We start from the raw sequence: 20,678 nt of genomic DNA on the forward strand, positions 1-20,678 counted from the left end.
TGACCCAATCAAAAAAGGAATCGCAAGCAAAGCGAGCGATACCGAAAGAAAAGGTTCGGAGAAAGCTTTTACGAGGATTTTTGCTTTAATCGAGGCATCTTGCTAAGCAAGTGAAGGAGCGTACTACTGTACGTGACTGAACGCGCGCAGCAAGATAACGAAGAGTAAAGCAAAAAGCCGAAGTAAAAAAAATTGGGTCTGTAGCTCAGCTGGTTAGAGCGCACCCCTGATAAGGGTGAGGCCGGTGGTTCAAGTCCACTCAGACCCACCATATCTTGTCTCAGATAGATCAGAAAAGATAATATTCAAGAGAGTATTATGTTTTCTGGACTATCCAGAAGTTCATTAACAATTAGGTAAAGAGAAGAAATACAAGCGCATTAGTATTGCAAGTTTTTGTTGTTGTCGTATGACTTTGAGGTAATTGAGGTTATATGGTCAAGAAGAGAAGCGCAAACGGTGGATGCCTTGGCAGTAAGAGGCGATGAAGGACGTGGAATCCTGCGAAAAGCTCTGGGGAGTTGGAAACATGCGTTGATCCAGAGATGTCCGAATGGGGGAACCCAATCACTACGGTGATTATCCTTAACTGAATCCATAGGTTAAGGAGGCGAACTCGGGGAACTGAAACATCTAAGTACCCGAAGGAAAAGAAATCAAACGAGATTCTCCTAGTAGCGGCGAGCGAACGGGGAAGAGCCTGGTGTGATTTATTATGAGTGTGAGTAGAACAACTTGGGAAAGTTGGCGATAGAGGGTGATAGCCCCGTATACGAAGCACTGATAAGGAACTAAGCACACGAACAAGTAGGCCGGGACACGTGAAATCCTGGTTGAATATGGGTGGACCATCATCCAAGGCTAAATACTCCTTACTGACCGATAGTGAACCAGTACCGTGAGGGAAAGGTGAAAAGAACCCCGGAGAGGGGAGTGAAATAGACCTGAAACCGTTTGCGTACAAGCAGTGGGAGCCTGACTTTGGTTGGGTGACTGCGTACCTTTTGTATAATGGGTCAGCGAGTTACTTTTAGTGGCGAGGTTAACCGCATAGGGAAGCCGTAGAGAAATCGAGTCTTAATAGGGCGCGAGTCGCTGAGAGTAGACCCGAAACCGGGCGATCTAGCCATGCCCAGGATGAAGGTTGGGTAACACCAAGTGGAGGTCCGAACCGGGTAATGTTGAAAAATTATCGGATGAGGTGTGGCTAGGAGTGAAAGGCTAATCAAGCCCGGAGATAGCTGGTTCTCCCCGAAAGCTATTTAGGTAGCGCCTTGTGAAGTGATTGCTGGGGGTAGAGCACTGTTTCGGCTAGGGGGCTGTCATGGCTTACCAACCCGATGCAAACTCCGAATACCGGCTAATTGAATCACAGGAGACACACGGCGGGTGCTAACGTCCGTCGTGAAGAGGGAAACAACCCAGACCGCCAGCTAAGGTCCCTAAATAATAGTTAAGTGGGAAACGATGTGGGAAGGCATAGACAGCCAGGAGGTTGGCTTAGAAGCAGCCACCCTTTAAAGAAAGCGTAATAGCTCACTGGTCGAGTCGGCCTGCGCGGAAGATGTAACGGGGCTAAAACTATTTACCGAAGCTGCGGATGTGTGCCTTCGAGGCATGCGTGGTAGGGGAGCGTTCTGTAAGCTGATGAAGGTTCATTGAGAAGTGGGCTGGAGGTATCAGAAGTGCGAATGCTGACATGAGTAACGATAAAGAGGGTGAAAAGCCCTCTCGCCGGAAGTCCAAGGTTTCCTGCACGACGTTAATCGGAGCAGGGTGAGTCGGCCCCTAAGGCGAGGCTGAAAAGCGTAGTCGATGGGAACCAGGTTAATATTCCTGGACTTTTTATAAGTGGTGATGTGGGGACGAAGAAGGCTAGGTGAGCCGGGCGTTGGTAGCCCCGGTACCTGTTTTTAGGCGGAAAGACCTGGCAAATCCGGTTTTTCATTAACGCTGAGGGACGAGGTGGTTCTGACCCTACGGGGTGCAGAGAAGTCATTGATGCCACGCTTCCAGGAAAAGCTGCTAGCCATAACTTATAGAGAACCGTACCGGAAACCGACACAGGTGGACAGGTAGAGAATACTAAGGCGCTTGAGAGAACTCGGGTGAAGGAACTAGGCAAAATGGTACCGTAACTTCGGGAGAAGGTACGCCCTTGGATGTGAAGACCTTGCGTTGTAAGCATCTGAGGGCCGCAGAGACCAGGTGGCTGCGACTGTTTATTAAAAACACAGCACTCTGCAAATTCGTAAGAAGACGTATAGGGTGTGACGCCTGCCCGGTGCCGGAAGGTTAATTGATGGGGTTATCTTCGGAGAAGCTCTTGATCGAAGCCCCGGTAAACGGCGGCCGTAACTATAACGGTCCTAAGGTAGCGAAATTCCTTGTCGGGTAAGTTCCGACCTGCACGAATGGCGTAACGATGGCCACACTGTCTCCACCCGAGCCTCAGTGAAATTGAAATCGCGGTGAAGATGCCGTGTACCCGCGGCTAGACGGAAAGACCCCGTGAACCTTTACTACAGCTTTGCACTGGACTTTGATGATAACTGTGTAGGATAGGTGGGAGGCTAAGAAGTGCGGACGCCAGTTCGCATGGAGCCGACCTTGAAATACCACCCTGTTATTATTGAGGTTCTAACTTGGTCCAGTCATCCTGGACGAGGACAGTGTATGGTGGGTAGTTTGACTGGGGCGGTCTCCTCCCAAAGAGTAACGGAGGAGCACAAAGGTACCCTCGGTACGGTCGGACATCGTACCAAGAGTGTAAAGGCAAAAGGGTGCTTGACTGCGAGACGGACGTGTCGAGCAGGAACGAAAGTTGGTCTTAGTGATCCGGTGGTTCTGTATGGAAGGGCCATCGCTCAACGGATAAAAGGTACTCCGGGGATAACAGGCTGATACCGCCCAAGAGTTCATATCGACGGCGGTGTTTGGCACCTCGATGTCGGCTCATCACATCCTGGGGCTGAAGCAGGTCCCAAGGGTATGGCTGTTCGCCATTTAAAGTGGTACGCGAGCTGGGTTTAGAACGTCGTGAGACAGTTCGGTCCCTATCTGCCGTGGGCGTAGGAAAATTGAGAGGAGCTGCTCCTAGTACGAGAGGACCGGAGTGGACGAACCTCTGGTGTACCGGTTGTGACGCCAGTCGCATTGCCGGGTAGCTAAGTTCGGACGGGATAACCGCTGAAAGCATCTAAGCGGGAAGCCTCCCTCAAGATGAGTTTTCCCATGAAGCCCGTTGAAGACTACGACGTTGATAGGCGAGGTGTGGAAGCGCAGTAATGTGTGAAGCTAACTCGTACTAATTGGCTGATTGTCTTGACCATATAACCTGAGTTGTCTTGGGTTGTATGGGACAACAAACAAATGAATGACTGTGTGCAGAGATTATTATCTCGATTGTATTTCGACTCTTTACCGGCCGAGGCCGGCTTCGCCAAGACGAAGCTGTGTCCCACGGTCAACCCGTTTTCCTGGCGACTATAGCAGTCTGGAACCACCTGATCCCATCTCGAACTCAGAAGTGAAACAGACTCGCGCCGATGATAGTGTGGAGTTTCTCCATGTGAAAGTAGGTCATCGCCAGGGCTTTATTGCAAAGCGGCCTTCGGGTCGCTTTTTTTTTGTCTGAAAAAACTTCAAACCACCCTGCAGACGGAAATCCTGTCGTCTTTGCGTCCCTAACGCTCGCTATGAGCCCATAAGGCAAACATTCTAAGAAAGAAACACTAACACCAATATGTCTTATTTCTAAGCGTTGGGGGCGTTGACCCTAAGTCAGATATGCAGGGGGGCTGGTGTCTCGATTTGAGATTCTTGAGCGTCCTGCACCATTTCCCGATAAATTAGTTGAGTTTTCCATACTACAAACTGTTCTAATCGGGTTTTAGGAGACGCTCCCTCATTTAAAGCACGAAGACGGTCTTGTGTAACACGTGCTTGCTGAAGTTCATGCCGTATTTGGTTCCAAAATGGACGGCCGCTAGCTCTTGCTCTTAGACAAGTTTCAGCCTCAAATTGTAATACATGTGCTGGTGGTGGTAATAAGGGACTCTCGGATGCAGTTCCAAATGGTACTTGTGGACGGTCAAACCAGTCCTCTATTCTAACCGGTACATATGGCCTAAATACTTTTTTTTTCTCCCACAGAATAAGCTGCTCTAATTCGCTTCGAGGAGCCTCGTTAGCCAATAAACCCGGCATGGAACCAGGAAGAATACCTTCTTGAGTCATCTCATGCATCATTTGTTCAGACAGGGAAACACCTCTAGCCTGTGCTCTACGAAAAAGCGCTGCCTGAATACGCAATATAGGAGCAGGTGTATTCCTTAGCGTATCATTTCGATTTCGAGCTTCGTCATCATCATATGGCTCATTCAGATCTATATTCACCAATCTATCCAACTTAAAAAAATATGTATAATATAACGCCAGATAAAGTATAAAACAATCTATATGTATTTTAATTTTGTTTTCGGGTTTCGTTGTAGAACGCTTGAGTTAATGAAACATTTGATAAATAAATTTGATATAGAATTTTATTATTCAGCAGTATCTGGCTCAAAGAGAAGGCAGAGGGAGCTTGCAATATCTGTTCAATCGTGAATCCCGTTTCCTAAATGACTTGCTTGCAGTAAGATATCCCTTAGGCTTCGACTGACTCATGGAGAGAATATGGTCCTGTTAGGCACACCGCATACTGGTTCCGCAACTCGTTTAATGCTGTTGGGAGCTGGCGAGTTGGGCAAAGAGATTGCCATTGAAGCGCAGCGTCTTGGCATTGAAGTTATTGCAGTGGATCGCTATGCGCATGCACCGGCGATGCAGGTAGCGCATCGTTCTCATGTAATTTCCATGCTGGATGGAGAAGCGCTGACACGCTTGATTAAGACAGAAAATCCACAGTTCATTGTGCCCGAAATTGAGGCGATTGCCACTAGCGCCTTGCTCGAATTGGAGAAAGAGGGCTATGTGGTTAGCCCGACTGCGCAGGCGGTCCATTCCACAATGAATCGGGAAAGTATTCGCCGTCTTGCGGCAGAGCAATTGGGGCTTAGAACATCTCACTATTCTTTTGCAAACAATCTGGAAGAATATCAGGCTGCAATCCAACGGATTGGTTTGCCTTGCGTGGTGAAGCCCACCATGAGTTCCTCTGGTAAAGGGCAGAGCATCATTCGTTATCAGGAGGGGGTGGAGGCAGCCTGGGCGGATGCTCTTGCAGGGGCAAGGGGTATGAAAGGCAGCGTCATCGTGGAAGAGTTTCTTGATTTTGATTATGAAATTACCTTGCTTACCGTGCGTCATCGGCAAGGCACTTCATTTTGTCAACCCATTGGTCATTTGCAGATTCAGGGAGATTATCGGGAATCCTGGCAGCCGCATCCAATGCCAGCACAGGTTCTTGAGCAAGCCCAGCAGCAGGCTAAAGCAGTTACAGAGGCCCTGGGGGGCTTTGGTCTCTTTGGCGTGGAGTTTTTTATAAAGGGAAATGAGGTGTATTTTAGCGAAATTTCTCCGCGACCCCATGATACTGGACTGGTTACTTTAATTTCGCAGGACTTGTCAGAGTTTGCCTTACATCTTCGGGCTATTTTAGGCTTGCCAATTCCACATATCAGGCAATTTGGACCGGCTGCTTCCGCTGCGCTGCTGGTTCAGGGCGATAGTCAGAATATCCAATATGATCTGCAATCAGCACTGGAAATCCCTGACACAGAAATCAGACTTTTCGGTAAGCCTGAGGTGCATGGAGAGCGGCGAATGGGCGTTTGCCTGGCTCTTGGACATTCTGTGGATGAGGCGCGCGCCAAAGCCCGGCAAACCTTGAGTCAGATACAGGTTAAAATGTTGCTTTAAAAGTCATGAACGCTATCCGAATTATTGCAAATGATAATGATTATCATTGTCACTTGAGTTATCATCAACTATTCAAAATAGTTAAATAGCTACTCGAATCTGAAAATTGAATGAAGTAGAATAAGTTATCATTACAAAGGGATGTGTTTTGTATGCTAGTAAGCCGTTTGCATCAATTCTTTGAAGATTTAAAATCTATCGCAGAGCCTTGCGATATGAAATTGCTTACCTCCATGCAAGAGGATTTCGCCATTTTAAATGCGTCCTCTGAAACTGAACAAGTTAATAACGCCGCACCCGAGCTTGAACAGGTTCAGGCAAATGAAACGCTCAATGAATCAGCCAATACTATTCCAGCACATCTCAATGAAGGCCAGATTAACTGTTTGCTGGGTTACTTCAACAAGCGCTGGCAAGAAGTCATCGACAAGGAATTGAATTACACCTTTGATCCGAGGGGAGCCAATCTGCCTTGGGTGGAACTCGCCAAAGAATTAAGCATTGAGCTTAACATTCCTTATCTAAAAATATTAATTCCAGTTTTGATTGATCATGTTGAACCGGATATGCTCACGCGTTTAAGTAATGACCTGGATCCCCGTACTATTTTTATAGGTGATGACGATAAATCCTGGCATCGGGTATTGGGTTTATTCAATACAATACATAAGGATGCTCATTCCCTGTATAGCTATGATACCTACAATAAATTAAGACCCCGCCCCATGACATTGAAGGAGCTCTTAAGGCTGAGAAGCCGACAAGGGGAGCTATCCTTTAATGTGAAAGATCAAACTTACCAGAGTGTTTGGGATTATCTAATAAGAGAGGCCGCACCAGAATGGAAAAAGAAAGGAAAAATTCTCCACGCTCTCAAACCATTATTGCTCGCGGTTCTGGAAACTTATCTGTTGCTTGATGCAGATAATGCAGAGACGCCGCTGCGCTTCAACGAAGCGTATGGCCAATTATCGCTTCAACTGAAATTAGCCAGTATTGAAGATGCCAATCATTTTTACGGCCTGAAATTTACAGCAGAAAATAAAGAAAAATATTTGCTGGATATTCTCCTTGACATATTCGAACAAAAACTCGATTTCTGCTGGATAGTGGCCATGAGTCAATGGTTATGTGAAGATGGTTCGTTAATTGTCAAAAATATTGCGCTTGACTCAGTGTACAGGACACGTAAATTAGGCCCTTATTTTGACAACGCCGCTTTGAAAAATTCCTTGAATCAATTGCAAAGTAGTTGTTCAGCGGAGCTTTTACCAACACTTAATCAATTAATACTGGAAGCTGGAGAAGGCTTGCCTGATGCTCTGCCCAGTGAAGAGATAGTGCAAAAGCTAAGAGATTTATATGCTGAGCGCTTTAAAGCGGTAGTTGATAAGGAGCATGACTATTTACGACTGCAGAATGGAATTAACCAGCCCTGGATTGCGCTGGCACAGAATCTGGCTGGTGCTGCTTTAATCGAGCCCAATTATTATCGATTCTTAATCCCTGGTTTATCTCCTGAAAATGATCTTGAGCTAATCAGCGGTGATCCAGTAACTAACTATCCATTGTCTCATTATATTTTGTCAGAAAATGGCCGTTACCTGATTTATCTCAGTAATTGTGTCAATCAGCACAAAGCGCGGCGTACTTTTTTGAATTGCAGCACCGAGCCCCCGCTTCCATTAACTCCAAAAGAAACACAACGTCTGAATTTTGCTGCCAGTGAATATCTGAATTATTTTAATAAAGAAGTGAGGAAGGCTCCCAACCCACCATTACTTAGATCCACTGTCGACGCCGTGAGGGAGCTTGTTAAAGGCAGTGTCTATAATAACGGGCTTCTAGCTAACACAATAGATGATTATAAAACTCAGGGGCAAAACGCTGCTAAGGCGTATGCGACTTTCCGGGATTTTTTTAAACAATTACCGAAAGATGAGCAACAAAATCTTAATTCACAGCGCATCACTTTAGAACGCGATGAATTCACCTTTCAGGAAATTTTCGAGCAGATTTGGGGGAAGGACAACGGGGATTGGGAAAAACAAAACCTGTGCATGGCCTCGGGTGGCCGCTTTTTCGCTAAGCTGGTTAGTGATCATTCATTCAAGTATTTCAATGATGAGTTAGAGCAGTCTGATAGTATGGATATGCTGTATCTTAGAAACAATTCCTGGAAACGCGCCTATAAAGACAGTTTACCTGAGGACGAATGCTTAAGAAGGATCCGAATTATTCTGGTATCGCTAATGACGTATACTTTCCACAAGTATGGTCCTGATATCCGGCGGGAGCTCTGGGATTGCAAGAACAATTTGACCACCACCGGTGCAGAAATATTTGATAAATTGAAACATCTTATTAACTATGACGAACAGGAACACATTCAATTCGATTATTACATGGTAATGGATATAGTTTCCGGCGCGGTGACAAAAGCGACTTGGCTGCGCTATCCTGAGACAACCGCCTGGCTTGAAAATATCCAAAAAGAAAGTTTATTTGCTGGATCGGCTCTGACTTGTTTTGAACCCGAACTATTGTTTACAGTGCTGGTATCGAGATTGAAAATAAGAAATACTGAAGCCGAGCAGTTGCTGGATTTTCTCGATCAGCTTCTAAGAACAATGCTGCAAAAGCAAAATGAAAATAAAATCTGGATTAGAGCGAATATTAAATTTCAGTACGTACTGCGTAAACTAAGGCCCGAACTTCAGAGTGAAATTCTGTGCCAGCTGCGAGAGGCAAGTGAGGAACTAACTGCAAAAGAAATTCAATCCAATTTTCATTCACTCAAAAGCCAGTTGCTGGAAGAAGAGCAAATAAAACTGGATGCTGAATTAATTTCACTGGAGAGTGAGAAAAATATTACCCGCCTAATCTCTGAGAGGATTTGGGGAAATGATAAACGCAAGGGGCAGACTAATGAATCGCTTCCTGCTTATGCTCATTTATTTACAAAAATGATAGCCGTATTTCTTCCATCTCCCGCAAAACCAGAGTTAAAACGTTCCAGAAGCATGGATTGTTTAAGAAATGACTCTGTAAGCTGGAGGAATGCCGACAGTTTGTCGGAAGATGAATGCCTGAGAAGGCTTCGGATTATTCTGGTGTCGCTAATGACTCATAAATTCAGAACGTACGGCCGGGTCATTCATATCAAACTGTGGGACTGCAGCAATCAGGTGACAGGAACAGGCGACGATTTATTGGGGAAGTTACATCATTTTATCGAAGGTAATAAGCCGGAACATGTTAAACGTGATTATTCTATGATAATGGAAACTGTGATAGACCCGGCATTGGCGAAGTCTCTCTGGGTTCGATACTCTGAGACAACCACCTGGCTTGAAAGTATACAAACGGGAAGGCTATTCAGTCCCTCCACAGTCACCTGTTTTGAGCCTGAATTATTGTTTAATGTGTTGATGCCGCGTCTGCAGACCAAAGAGGCTGAACCAGATCTATTATTGAATTTTCTCGATCAGATTTTAAAAACAATGCTGCAAAAAGAAAATGAAAATAAAATCTGGATTCGCATCAATATTAAATTTCAGAACTTCCTGCATCAGTTAAAACCAGATGTGCAGAATGAAATTCTGCGACAACTGCGCACAGCGAATAAACAACAGAATCTGAAAGAAGTGCGATCAACATTTAACGTATTAAGCAATGAGTTTCTTAAGATGAGAAGTGAAATTCAGATAGTTAAAACGAAAGCAGCAAGCCCCCGATTTTTCTCCGATGCATCGCTGCATGGTAATCTGGTAAGTAACTGCGATGAATCGGTGAGCCCTGCTTCACTTAAAGATCAGGTCATGACCTTGGGTGAATCAAAGATAGAAGATAAAAAAACATTTAGCTTTCAGTATGCAGCCTTTCTAACCAAGCCCATTCCCGATCGAAGAAGTGCTCTTGCGGTTAACCAAACGACTATGGTGTACAGCTAGTCTAAAGAACTTAAAGATCCACTCCATATTGCATTAGGATTTTTAAAAAGCTGTCATAACGTTTAGTTGAAATGTTTCCATCAGAAACGGCTTGTATTATTGCACAGCCGGGGCTTTGCTGATGATCGCAATTTCTGAATCTGCAATCGGCGGTTAAATTGCGAATCTCTCGAAAACCATAAATAATCTCCTGCCGCGGCATTTCCCAAAGACCAAATTCCCGTACTCCCGGAGAGTCAATTAAAGCGCCGCCTTTGGGCAGATGGTAAAATCGGGAATTCGTGGTGGTATGGCATCCTAATTCGGAGCTAAGCGAAATCTCAGCTGTTTGGATGCTTTCATGCGGTAAAATCTGTGCAATAATTGATGATTTACCAACCCCGGATTGTCCTACAAACACGCTGATCTGATTAGTCAGATGCGTTTCCAGAGAAGAAAAACTGTCAGGCTCAGTATTGCTAAGAAAGAGAACTGGGTAGCCTAGGGATTCATAATAAACAAAGGCTGCTTTAAGTTCAGCGCATTCCAGATCAGTCTTGTTAAGCAGGAGGATGGGGTTCAAACCTAAATGTTCAGTAATAACAAGATAGCTGTCCAGCAACGACCAGGTAATCGCCGGTTTGGGGGCGACCACGATAATTAACTGGCTTATATTGGCCGCAATCGGCTTTGATCCTCGCTTGTCCTGTTTTTCCAATACGACTTTTCTTGGAAAGCGGCTGACAATAACGCCTTGCGTTTCTCCCTGTACTTGCCAGATAACCTGATCACCTGCAACCAGCGAGTCAATATTGGGCCGGATGAGGCAATGAATGATTTCGCCCTTTTCGGTTTCCACTTCGGCGTGCTTTCCATAGCGCGTGACAACTAGCCCCTGATGATTCAAGTCGTTCAGAGGATGTGTTGCTTCCAGAAAATCAGCCTGGATTTTCTGGATACGGGCTGCTTGCTGTTTATTTATTCGTCTTTTACTCATAAGAGGAAGCTGAGGTATAATCCTGAACAGTTCGCTATCCTGAATAGCCGCTCAATAATTGGATTATAATTATGAGAGGTACTACATGGTAGTTGTTCAATTTTACGCTGTTTATCGTTTAGCTATTATACAACATCCAGGATGATTTTATTAATGAAAATCTATTTAGTAGGAGGCGCTGTCCGCGATCAGTTATTAAATTATCCTGTCGCTGAAAAAGATTGGGTAGTCGTTGGGGCAACCCCGGAAAATTTATTAGCAAAAGGTTATAACCGGGTCGGGCGTGATTTTCCGGTGTTTCTACACCCCGAAACACGCGAAGAATATGCATTGGCCAGAGCTGAGCGAAAGTCTGGGCATGGCTATTACGGATTTGAGTGTGATTTTACGCCAGAAGTCACTCTGGAAGAGGATTTGCAGCGCCGGGATTTAACCATTAACGCCATGGCTATGGATAATGCCGGCAACCTGATTGACCCCTATCAGGGAAAACGTGATCTTGAAGCAAAAATTCTGCGGCATGTTTCGCCCGCTTTTATTGAAGATCCTGTTCGAGTACTCAGAGTTGCGCGTTTTGCGGCAAGATATCATCACCTGGGGTTTAAACTGGCGGATGAAACGCGCTTGCTAATGTATAAAATGGCTAAAAATGGCGAGTTAAATTATTTAATTGCCGAACGGGTCTGGCAGGAATGGCAGCGCAGCCTGACTGAGAGAAATCCTGAAATCTTTATTTTAACATTACGGGCTTGCGGGGCATTGGAAATCGTGCTACCCGAAATCAATCGCCTCTTTGGAGTGCCTAATCCGCCGCATCATCATCCCGAAATTGATAGCGGCGTGCACACGATGATGGTTCTGGCAAGGTCAACGGAATTAACAAGCGACCCGCTGGTTCGTTTTGCGGCTCTGGTTCATGATCTTGGAAAAACAGCGACACCAATGAACGAGTGGCCCAAGCACCGTCAGCATGAGGACCGGGGCGTTCCAATAATTGAACAATTATGTCAGCGCCTGAGAATTCCGGCTGAATATCGTAAATTAGCGGTTCAGGTCTCTCGATTGCATTTATTAATCCATCGAATCAGGGAATTGAGACCGGTCACAATTGTGAATGTTCTGGAGCGGGCTGATGCCTTTCGCCGACCACAGCTATTTGAGCAGTTGTTATTAGCTTGTCAGGCAGATGCCCAGGGCCGAGGCAAGAAAAGCGAATATAAACAAATTGAAAACTGGCGATATGCCTTGCAACAATGTGCTAAAATTTCTGCTCAGAAATTAATTGAGCAAGGCTACACAGGGGCAGACATTAAAACTGGATTGCATGCGCATCGAGTGGCTTGTGTCGACTTAATTGTAAAATTTTGGAAAAATAATGAGAAATAACAATAATTTAATTTGGATCGATCTGGAGATGACTGGCTTAAATCCAGAGGTTGATCGCATTATCGAAATCGCAACGGTTGTAACCGATTCCAAGCTTAACATTCTTGGAGAAGGGCCGGTGTTTGCTGTTTCGCAAAGTGAAGAATTGCTCCTCGGAATGGACGAATGGAATACAAGGCAGCATAACCAGTCAGGTCTGGTACAGCGTGTACGAGAATCCAAAACAACCGAGGCAGAGGCTGAGCAGAAAACAATCGATTTTCTAAGCCAATATCTGGATCGTGGAAAATCACCAATGTGTGGAAACAGTATTTGCCAGGACAGGCGTTTTCTGTATAAATATATGCCCAATCTGGCTGAGTTTTTTCATTATCGCAATCTGGATGTCAGTACTTTAAAGGAGTTAGTCAAGCGCTGGAATCCCCGTTTAATGGATGGCCTCATAAAAGAATCCAAGCACCTGGCGCTCGATGACATTAAAGATTCGATAGCCGAGCTGGTTTATTATCGGCAGCACTTTATTAATTTATCAGGTGACACGCATGTATAAACGTGAGCAGTTAACTCTTCCCAATGAGGCCGGCAAGCTATTGCTGCACTCATGTTGCGCCCCCTGTTCAGGGGAGGTGATGGAAGCTCTGGTTTTTTCAGAAATTGATTTTACTATTTTCTTTTATAATCCCAATATACATCCTGTGCAGGAATACGAAATTCGCAAGCAGGAAAATAAAGCGTTCGCACAAAAGCATAATATTCCATTCATCGATGCCGATTATGACAAGGATAACTGGTTTGAACGCGTTAAAGGTCTGGAGTGGGAGCCAGAGCGTGGTAAACGCTGCACTGCCTGTTTTGATATGCGCTTTGAGCGCACAGCCCTTTATGCTCATGAGCATGATTTTCCGGTGATCTGCAGCTCGCTGGGGATATCCCGCTGGAAGGATATGAACCAGATCAATGATTCAGGCACCCGGGCAGCCAGCCGTTATCCTGGAATTGTGTATTGGACCTATAACTGGCGTAAGGACGGCGGAGCCGCGCGCATGTATGAGATTGCCAAACGTGAAAATTTTTATAAACAGGAGTATTGCGGCTGCGTGTACTCTTTGCGAGATACTAATGCCTGGCGAAAGAAAAATGAACGTGAGCGAATCAAAATCGGCATAAATTATTACGAAAATGAAAGTACCAAAGACAGTGCAAAACCACAGGATGAAAAATGACTACTCAGGACAAACACTCCCATCACGACCATGATCATTCCTCACATGGACACAGCCATCCTGCTCCCGCGTATAGCAGGGCCTTTTTAATTGCGATAGTTGCTAACGGCATTTTTGTGATCTGCCAGATTGTTTTTGCTATTATCGCAAATTCATCAAGCTTGCTGGCCGATGCTATCCATAATCTGGGTGATGTGCTTGGACTGATATTATCCTGGATAGCCAATAGTCTTTTAACACGAAGCCCGACCGATAAAACCACTTATGGTTTGAAAAAGACTTCTATCATCGCAGCATTAACCAATGGGATTTTGCTGGTTTTCACCTGTGGAATTATTGCGACCGATGCGGTTTATAAATTATTTTCAGAAACAGAAGTGCAGGCGGTTTCGGTTATGATTGTGGCCGCGATTGGAATTTTGGTTAATGGGGCAACTGCTGCCCTGTTTATGAAGGGCACCGATGATCTGAATATTAAATCCGCTTTCCTGCATCTTTTGTATGATGCATTCATTTCAGTGGGAGTTGTTATTTCTGCGGCTATTCTCTACTGGACTGGCTGGCAATGGATTGACCCCGTGGTGGGTATTTTGATTGCAGTAATCATTATTAAAGGAACCTGGGGATTATTTAAAGACAGTTTCCGACTATTAATTGACGGTGTACCCACTGGCATTTCCCTGATTGCTGTGCGGGATCAATTGGAAGCGATTCCCGGTGTAAAGCAGGTGCATGACTTGCATATTTGGGCTTTGAGTACTCGTGAAAATGCGCTTTCGGTGCATTTGTGGATGCCTGAGCAAGTGTTGAGCGATGAAAGACGCCGTGAAGTGGTTAGCATGCTGGAAAAAAGCCATAACATTACCCATGTCACCATACAGGTAGAAAGCAGCCTTGAGTATTGCGAGGATGCTTGCTCACCGAATGAGCGTTAGTTCCTACAAGCAGACTGCTTTATGAGTAGGGCAATCCAGATTTAATTCTGGATTGCTGTTCAAGCTTAGATAGCCGCAAATCATTCGTTGAAATAACTTCCATCAATTAATTTCAATCCCTGCCGAAATGCCTGACAGGCCTCATGCTGTTCGCCAAAGCGCTCATATAAGGCGCCTATTTCTGCGTAGGCTTCCGGACTTGGATGCAAAGCAAGACTGTTCTCAAAATAACTGCGTGCTTTACCCCAAAGGTGTTGGGCAATACATAAGCGTCCCAGGGTTAACAATAGAACAGAGGAGTTAGGGTGCTTCTTAATAAAACTTTCAGCGAACGAAAGCTGCTGTTCATTCACATGGATCTGGCCATAAAGTTTAATGAGTTGCTCATTAAATTGCTTGCGTAAACTACGGCGCAAAATGGCTTCCGCCTGTGCCTGTTGATTGTCTTTAATCAGATAACTGCAGTATTGCGCCATCAAATCAGGAGAATCTTTAATAGCTTTAGGCAGGCTTTGCACTAACGCATCCAGTTCCTTTCGTTGGGAAAGACGAATGCAATCAGCCATTGCCTGTTTATAGGCATGAAGCTGCAACTGCTCATATTCCGCGGCTGAAATAATATTATTTCGTTTAAGCTCCGGCAGCAGAGCTATTAGCTGCGGCCAGTCACGAACTTCCTGGTAAAGGTGCATTAGCAGTTTCAATACGTAGGGATGGCGCGGTGCCAGATCCTGCAGATGCCGCAAAGTGGCCAGGGCCTGTTCCCACTGCTGATTGGCCAGCTGCAGTTGAGCCTGGGTCAGTTCCACAGCTATTCGTGCTTCAGGCATGGACTGCTGTGCTTCGCGAAGATAATCATCTCTTAACTGACTATCACCCATTTCCTGGGCAGCTCTGGCCGCAGTCAAATAATTTAGTAAGGGGGTATCGGTATCGGGAAGAGCTTTGATTAAATGGGTCTTCGCTGCATCCCAGTATCCTTCGCTAAACTCAATGAGGCCTTTTCTCGTTTTGGCCTGAGCAATCTGTGCGCGCCGGCGGGCACGCCAGGCACGATAGTTCGAGCGCGAATGACATAATTTTTGTATAAAAAGAATCAGCCAGTGCAAAAGAAAGAAACAAAGAATGATTCCCAAAATAGCAAACCATAAGGTAGTTTCTATGGTCCAATGGTTCACAGCAATTAGCAGATAGCCTGGATCATGATTTAACTGGATACCAAGAACTATAGCAAGCAGTAAAACGACCAGCCCAATAATTAGTCGTGTCATGGCTGTGCTCCATCCGGGTTCGATTGATTGACCGTAGAGTTTTTCTGGTTATCAATGAACTGATTTAACAAATTGAGTGATCCATTCACCAGGGGGCGTTGATTGTCCAGCGAAATTCCTCTTAACTTTTGCAAGTCACTCAACAAGGCCTGCGTCGGACTTGCGGAAATATCGAAAATACGATTAATTTCCTCAATGGCTTGCTTGAGGGATTGCGTATAGACGGCGCTGTTATGCTCCAGTAAAGCCCATTGTGCTTCCTGAAGATTCATGCGGATACTTTCTCGCAGCGCTTCCTGATGCAGCGGAGAAAGAATAGGCTCTATATCATCATCGTGTTTACGAACGACAATTAATTTTTCAAGCAATTTCATATTTTCATGTAATTTGGATTTCCAGGCACTGGATGTGTCCTCATCAGCAGGGGCCGTGTTTTCCTCAGAAGGATTATTAATTCCCTGTTTAAGAGGAAGGGAGGAAACCATCTGCTGAGCGGCATCTAACTGACTCAGCAGTCCCGCCAAATCCAGTTTGGGTATCGCCTTGATTGCAGTTATCTCAGTGGCAATGGTTTGCCGGATTTTGAATAATTGCTGATCAGACACATCCTGCAAAACGGTATCCGCTGCTTGGAGAAGTGCGATCGTTGTTTCCTGGTTGTCACTCCAGTGGGCATTAATTTGAGCCAATTCCAGATAGTATTTCGCTTTTTGAAGCAGCCAGTCTTGCCGTTGGTAATGGCGTTGCCGCAAGGCCTTATGCAGGCTTTGATTTAAATTGCTGACCTGTTGCTGAATGCTTTCTTTAGAGAGCTGCAGGGTTTGGCCGAGATTTGCCAAATTGGCTGTCAGTTTTGTCTGCTCTTGTTCAAGGGCTGCAAATCTTGTCTGTAACTTGCTTTTCTGATCACCGGCAGACTGTTGGAAATGGTTCACCTTGAAAAAACTAATCAGCGATAAAATAAGGGCAATCGCGGCAGCCAGGCCAATAATCAGAGTTACAAAATGTTGCTCAAAGACTGAAGGAGAGGCTGTTTTAGCCTTTTGCTGCGGGCCGGCTTCAATGGGTTTGGATTGAGGAGATTCATTTTTTGTGGTCATTGGCGAATCCTTTTTTGAATTGATACAGACTATCCAGAATTTATTATAGGGAGTGATTATTATATTCTCTGCCGACTAGTAAACAGTATAATATCGACTTCATTATTCTGCCATAGCCGCTGCAATTGGCAGAGCGAGTGTTTAAAACACTTAAACCCGACAAGTCTGTCAGGAGTGGACCGCAAGTAATTGCCGAGCGCCATTTTTCAGAAGGTTTTCAGCACAGTTTTGTGCAATAGCTGTTGCTGCTTCAATGGCTCCTGATTGTTCATCGGCAATAATCTGGCTTCCATCAAGATTTAGAACTCTGGCCTGAAGATGCAACTGGCCGTCACCTGTTGGTTGGCAGAAAACTGCCAGAGGCACATGGCAATTACCGCCAAGCAGCGCATTGACTTGCCTCTCTGCCTTCACACAAGCCGAGGTCAATTGATCATTTAAGGGGCTTAAAAAGCCAAGCAACTCCTGATCGTCTTTCCGGCACTCGATTCCCAGCGCGCCCTGGGCGCAAGCAGGTAACATCAGTGCAGGATTAATGACCTCACGGATGACCTGTTGCAAACCCAGGCGCTCCAGGCCTGCAGCAGCCAGAATAATTGCATCGAGGGTTTCATTTTGAAGTTTTTCCAGACGGGTATTAATATTGCCACGCAAGGGAACAATTTCCAGACTGGGCCTCCAGGCCAGAAGCTGCGATTGACGGCGCAGGCTGCTGGTACCGATTCGAGCCGTTCTGGGTAAATCATTTATATTGGAAAATTGCGTGCTCACCAGCGCATCCAAAGGATTATCCCGTTTACAAATAACAGGAAGATGCAAAGCAGGGGGAAGTTCTGCGGGCACATCCTTGAGCGAATGAACGGCTAAATCGGCACGCTTGTCCAATAAAGCCTCTTCCAGCTCTTTAACAAATAGGCCTTTTCCGCCCAGAGTTTGCAGTTTGCTTTGGGTAAATTTATCACCTGAGGTGAGCATCGGCACCAGTTCATAGGAAATTTCAGGCCAGTATGATTGAAGTTGTTTACCTATAAAATTAGCCTGCCACAAGGCCAGCTGACTTTTTCGCGTTGCAATACGTAGAGTTCGCGCCATGTTCATGATATTCAATGAAAAGTCTATGATAACATGAGCGAAGACTAAGTGCTAAAGGCAAATCGCTTGTTGACTTTTGCTTACAGCTTATTTAACAATTTAATGCTTGCCGGTTAAAGAATTATTGTAGCTTGGGCCCTTGGTCAAATGGCCTGCCTTAAGGCTTTAGCCCCCACTCTACGTCCCTCGGCTTGTCCGAGGGATCCAGAGATCCAATCCTGGCATGAGATTCCTGGATCCCTCGGACAAGCCGAGGGACGTAGGGAGTAGATGGGAGAGAATTGAGAAAGGATTCCCAGTTGACAAGCTCTTTCAAGGATTGAAAGTATCGTGATGAAGTTCAAAGGATTAACTGCTTATTTTAAAAAAGCGATTCAGTACAACTCGCTTTATGCGACGCATCAACTGTTCCCCTTAGGCCTCATTATTTTTGTCAGTTTTCCTGTGTTTTACTGGATTTGGACAGAATGGTTTCCTCAACCCTATGAATCACTGACATGGCGTTTGATTGGGAGTCTGCTAGGCTTAGGACTCATGTTGGGAAATTATTGGCCTGTTCGCTTAAAGTCTTTGCTTCCTGCTTACTGGTTTTTTTGTTTGCTGTATGCCTTGTCTTTTTTCTTTGCCTACTTCTTTTTAATGAATAATGCCAGTGTCATTTCCGCCATGTCACTTTTATGCAGCATCTTTTTATTAGTGCTTCTGGTGGAGCTGCCGGTGTTATTGTTACTGGTAGCGATTGGATGGAGTGCGGCTTTGCTGCTTCATTATTTTAGTTCGCCGATCTCTTATTTTGGTGAGGAACATATAGAAATGCTGGTGATGATCATTTTTGTGATTATTGCCGGCTCAACAGTTAACTATAAAACATCTCTACTCCAGCAGCAGCGCCTTGATGGGATTCTTGCGGCAGCAGGAATGATTGCTCATGAACTCAGAACGCCGCTTCTCGGTATAAAAAGCGGCACCAAGGCTATTGAGCAATATCTACCGGTTTTAATTCAGGCCTATCATCTAGCAAGACAGCATAATCTGCTGGAACCTGTGGCTCGCGAAGCCCGCATTGCGCAGATAGCCGGTACGAAGGACCGTATTATTCATGAAATTGATTATGCGAATACCATTATTGATATGCTATTGGTTAAAGCAGGCCGCGAAAAATCACTTGAAAACTGTGCGCTTGAAGAGTGTTCAATAGCTGAATGTGTCATCGAAGCATTGCAACGCTATCCTTTTAAATCAGCTGTCGAGCGTAATCAGATTTACTGGGAAGGTAATTTCACATTTAAGGGGTCGAAGCTTTTAATGCAGCATGTGTTATTTAATTTATTAAAAAATGCCCTTTATGCGATAGCTACCGCCCAAAAAGGGGATATCCATATCTGGGCTGTAAGCGGCGAGCGGTATAATTGCCTCTATTTTAAAGATACGGCAAGAGGGATGACCAAAGAACAATTAAATCGGCTTTTTAATCATTTTTACACCACGACTTATATGGGAACAGGTTTGGGGTTGTCTTTTTGCAAATTGGTGATGAATCGATTTGGAGGCGATATTTTATGTGAAGCCAAAGAAGGCGAATTTACGCAGTTCATGCTGTTTTTTCCAATTAGCCAGGAGCAGTCCTAACCTGTGAGTATCGCAATCGTGAAAATTAATTCCCTGTTTTATTTGAAAAATTGAACAATCATGTTATTTTTATAGACAGTCATTAGAATTTTAGTGTTAGCGGGTTGAGTAAAAGCGAAATTGCCGCTATCAACCATTCGCTGAAAAAATAGTAATAAGGGACATGGCTCTTGTAACTCACCATGTATGTAGGTTTTTATAAAGGACGCTTGCTCAGGAGGAGCCATGCAACATCTCTCAATACCTACCTGTTATTTTCCAAGCACCGCATTGTTTATCGATGATAGCCGGGATTTTCTGTTGAATTTTGTTTTGCAACTCGATGAGGGATTGGCATATCGCATATTTGATTCCCCTTTCGACGCACTCGATTTTCTGGATAAAAAACGCTGCCAGTTAGAGGCATTGAACGAGAGCTGTACTGACCAGGTTGAAGAGATAAGAGAAGCTCATTCCACCAGTTTGAATATGAATGATAATCTGGCGGCAATTCATGCCGAGATCTATAACCGCAACCGATTTACCGAAGTGTCGGTTATCGTTGTCGATTATGCGATGCCGGGGATGGATGGGCTGGAGTTCTGCCGTCGTCTTGCCAACACCAATATCAAAAAAATTCTTCTGACTGGAAAAGCGGATGAGAAGCTGGCTATTCAGGCATTTAATGAAGGATTAATTCACCGCTACATCCATAAAAGTGATACGCAGGCTGCGGAATTGATTACTAAAAGTATTAATGAGCTGCAACAACAATATTTTCAGGCGATGTCGGATAATCTTGTCCGAATGCTTAACATTCCTGTTCCCCATTGTTTGCGCGATCCCAAATTCAGCTATTTTTTTCGTCAATTATGCAGGGAAAAAGGGATTGTGGAATATTATCTCGCGGATTACTCGGGCAGTTTTATGCTTTTAGACGACGATGCGAATGTCAGCTTTTTAGTTATGAAAACCCTTGCTGATCTGGAAACCCATTTTAATCTGGCTGAGCGCAATGGAGCGAGCAGCACCGTATTGGATGAGTTGTCCAGAGGTTTAAAAATTCCATGTTACTGGCAGAAAGATGACAATATGCCGGAATGGAATGACTGGTTCTCCTGCCTGGTTCCTGCTCAGAGACTGGACGCTAATCATACCTACTTCTACTCCTATGTGTCAGGCCCCATTTTGTTTGATGTCCATGAGGAGAGGGTACAATCCTATCATCAATATCTCGAAGAAATTGATGCGGAGGAATTATTGCTCTGA

Annotated in this window: 13 protein-coding genes, 1 tRNA gene and 2 rRNA genes; 11 read left to right on the top strand and 5 right to left on the bottom strand. The window is 44.9% G+C overall.

Annotated elements, in window-relative coordinates; genetic code table 11:
- Nucleotides 1–194: 194 nt before the first annotated feature.
- From DYH61_RS01970 to rrf, 3 genes are all read left to right on the top strand, one after another.
- Nucleotides 195–271, top strand: a tRNA-Ile gene (locus tag DYH61_RS01970).
- 165 nt (nt 272–436) lie between these two features.
- Nucleotides 437–3,332, top strand: a 23S ribosomal RNA gene (locus DYH61_RS01975).
- Between the two features lie 146 nt (nt 3,333–3,478).
- Nucleotides 3,479–3,594 (top strand): 5S ribosomal RNA (gene rrf, locus DYH61_RS01980).
- A gap of 189 nt (nt 3,595–3,783) precedes the next feature.
- On the opposite strand, the gene DYH61_RS01985 is transcribed toward rrf, so the two are convergent.
- Nucleotides 3,784–4,398, bottom strand: coding sequence for a hypothetical protein (locus DYH61_RS01985; protein ID WP_058508198.1), 615 nt, complete (start codon nt 4,396–4,398; stop codon nt 3,784–3,786).
- Between the two features lie 282 nt (nt 4,399–4,680).
- Between DYH61_RS01985 and purT the strand changes: the two genes are divergently transcribed.
- Both purT and DYH61_RS01995 read left to right on the top strand, forming a co-directional pair.
- Nucleotides 4,681–5,865 carry a formate-dependent phosphoribosylglycinamide formyltransferase gene (purT, locus tag DYH61_RS01990; protein ID WP_058508199.1) on the top strand — a complete coding sequence of 395 codons (1,185 nt, stop codon included), beginning with the start codon at nt 4,681–4,683 and terminating at the stop codon, nt 5,863–5,865.
- A gap of 152 nt (nt 5,866–6,017) precedes the next feature.
- Nucleotides 6,018–9,818: a hypothetical protein gene (locus DYH61_RS01995; RefSeq protein ID WP_058508200.1), complete on the top strand. Its 3,801-nt coding sequence runs from the start codon at nt 6,018–6,020 to the stop codon at nt 9,816–9,818.
- A 10-nt stretch (nt 9,819–9,828) separates the two neighbouring features.
- Here the strand turns inward: DYH61_RS01995 and rsgA are convergent, their stop codons facing one another.
- On the bottom strand, nt 9,829–10,794 hold the full coding sequence (gene rsgA, locus DYH61_RS02000) for a ribosome small subunit-dependent GTPase A (protein WP_058508201.1): 966 nt from the start codon (nt 10,792–10,794) through the stop codon (nt 9,829–9,831).
- A 153-nt stretch (nt 10,795–10,947) separates the two neighbouring features.
- Here rsgA and DYH61_RS02005 point away from each other — a divergent pair, with 153 nt between their 5' ends.
- The 4 genes from DYH61_RS02005 to DYH61_RS02020 are packed head-to-tail and all read left to right on the top strand — an operon-like array spanning nt 10,948 to nt 14,338.
- Nucleotides 10,948–12,180, top strand: coding sequence for a multifunctional CCA addition/repair protein (locus tag DYH61_RS02005; protein WP_058508202.1), 1,233 nt, complete (start codon nt 10,948–10,950; stop codon nt 12,178–12,180).
- The gene (gene orn / locus DYH61_RS02010) at nt 12,170–12,730 is read left to right on the top strand and encodes an oligoribonuclease (protein WP_058508203.1); all 561 of its coding nucleotides are present in this window, start codon (nt 12,170–12,172) and stop codon (nt 12,728–12,730) included. Before DYH61_RS02005 ends, orn begins: the two co-directional genes overlap by 11 nt.
- The gene (locus tag DYH61_RS02015) at nt 12,723–13,403 is read left to right on the top strand and encodes an epoxyqueuosine reductase QueH (RefSeq protein ID WP_058508204.1); all 681 of its coding nucleotides are present in this window, start codon (nt 12,723–12,725) and stop codon (nt 13,401–13,403) included. Before orn ends, DYH61_RS02015 begins: the two co-directional genes overlap by 8 nt.
- The gene (locus tag DYH61_RS02020) at nt 13,400–14,338 is read left to right on the top strand and encodes a cation diffusion facilitator family transporter (RefSeq protein ID WP_058508205.1); all 939 of its coding nucleotides are present in this window, start codon (nt 13,400–13,402) and stop codon (nt 14,336–14,338) included. Before DYH61_RS02015 ends, DYH61_RS02020 begins: the two co-directional genes overlap by 4 nt.
- Nucleotides 14,339–14,418: 80 nt before the next feature.
- Here DYH61_RS02020 and DYH61_RS02025 read toward each other — a convergent pair whose 3' ends face one another.
- The 3 genes from DYH61_RS02025 to hemC form a co-directional block, all read right to left on the bottom strand.
- Nucleotides 14,419–15,609 carry a heme biosynthesis HemY N-terminal domain-containing protein gene (locus DYH61_RS02025; RefSeq protein WP_058508206.1) on the bottom strand — a complete coding sequence of 397 codons (1,191 nt, stop codon included), beginning with the start codon at nt 15,607–15,609 and terminating at the stop codon, nt 14,419–14,421.
- Nucleotides 15,606–16,709, bottom strand: a complete 1,104-nt coding sequence (locus DYH61_RS02030; RefSeq protein ID WP_058508207.1) for a uroporphyrinogen-III C-methyltransferase — start codon at nt 16,707–16,709, stop codon at nt 15,606–15,608. The genes DYH61_RS02025 and DYH61_RS02030 overlap by 4 nt, the downstream gene beginning before the upstream one ends.
- A gap of 168 nt (nt 16,710–16,877) precedes the next feature.
- Nucleotides 16,878–17,807: a hydroxymethylbilane synthase gene (gene hemC / locus DYH61_RS02035; RefSeq protein WP_058508208.1), complete on the bottom strand. Its 930-nt coding sequence runs from the start codon at nt 17,805–17,807 to the stop codon at nt 16,878–16,880.
- Between the two features lie 327 nt (nt 17,808–18,134).
- Here hemC and DYH61_RS02040 point away from each other — a divergent pair, with 327 nt between their 5' ends.
- Together DYH61_RS02040 and DYH61_RS02050 are read left to right on the top strand one after the other, a co-directional pair.
- Entirely contained in the window at nt 18,135–19,430 is a 1,296-nt protein-coding gene (locus DYH61_RS02040; protein WP_103989340.1) for a sensor histidine kinase, read from the top strand.
- 225 nt (nt 19,431–19,655) lie between these two features.
- Nucleotides 19,656–20,678 (top strand): response regulator, encoded by a 1,023-nt coding sequence (locus DYH61_RS02050; RefSeq protein WP_058508468.1) that lies wholly within the window; start codon nt 19,656–19,658, stop codon nt 20,676–20,678.

The organism is Legionella quinlivanii (genome assembly GCF_900461555.1).
GTDB classification, from domain to species: domain Bacteria; phylum Pseudomonadota; class Gammaproteobacteria; order Legionellales; family Legionellaceae; genus Legionella_C; species Legionella_C quinlivanii.

Excerpts from the sequence above, each read along its gene's own strand:
- rsgA (WP_058508201.1), bottom strand. The coding sequence starts at position 10,794 with ATGAGTAAAAGACGAATAAATAAACAGCAAGCAGCCCGTATCCAGAAA.
- DYH61_RS02005 (WP_058508202.1), top strand. The coding sequence starts at position 10,948 with ATGAAAATCTATTTAGTAGGAGGCGCTGTCCGCGATCAGTTATTAAAT.
- DYH61_RS02040 (WP_103989340.1), top strand. The coding sequence starts at position 18,135 with ATGAAGTTCAAAGGATTAACTGCTTATTTTAAAAAAGCGATTCAGTAC.
- purT (WP_058508199.1), top strand. The coding sequence starts at position 4,681 with ATGGTCCTGTTAGGCACACCGCATACTGGTTCCGCAACTCGTTTAATG.
- DYH61_RS01995 (WP_058508200.1), top strand. The coding sequence starts at position 6,018 with ATGCTAGTAAGCCGTTTGCATCAATTCTTTGAAGATTTAAAATCTATC.
- DYH61_RS02015 (WP_058508204.1), top strand. The coding sequence starts at position 12,723 with ATGTATAAACGTGAGCAGTTAACTCTTCCCAATGAGGCCGGCAAGCTA.
- DYH61_RS02030 (WP_058508207.1), bottom strand. The coding sequence starts at position 16,709 with ATGACCACAAAAAATGAATCTCCTCAATCCAAACCCATTGAAGCCGGC.
- DYH61_RS02025 (WP_058508206.1), bottom strand. The coding sequence starts at position 15,609 with ATGACACGACTAATTATTGGGCTGGTCGTTTTACTGCTTGCTATAGTT.
- DYH61_RS02050 (WP_058508468.1), top strand. The coding sequence starts at position 19,656 with ATGCAACATCTCTCAATACCTACCTGTTATTTTCCAAGCACCGCATTG.
- hemC (WP_058508208.1), bottom strand. The coding sequence starts at position 17,807 with ATGAACATGGCGCGAACTCTACGTATTGCAACGCGAAAAAGTCAGCTG.
- DYH61_RS02020 (WP_058508205.1), top strand. The coding sequence starts at position 13,400 with ATGACTACTCAGGACAAACACTCCCATCACGACCATGATCATTCCTCA.
- orn (WP_058508203.1), top strand. The coding sequence starts at position 12,170 with ATGAGAAATAACAATAATTTAATTTGGATCGATCTGGAGATGACTGGC.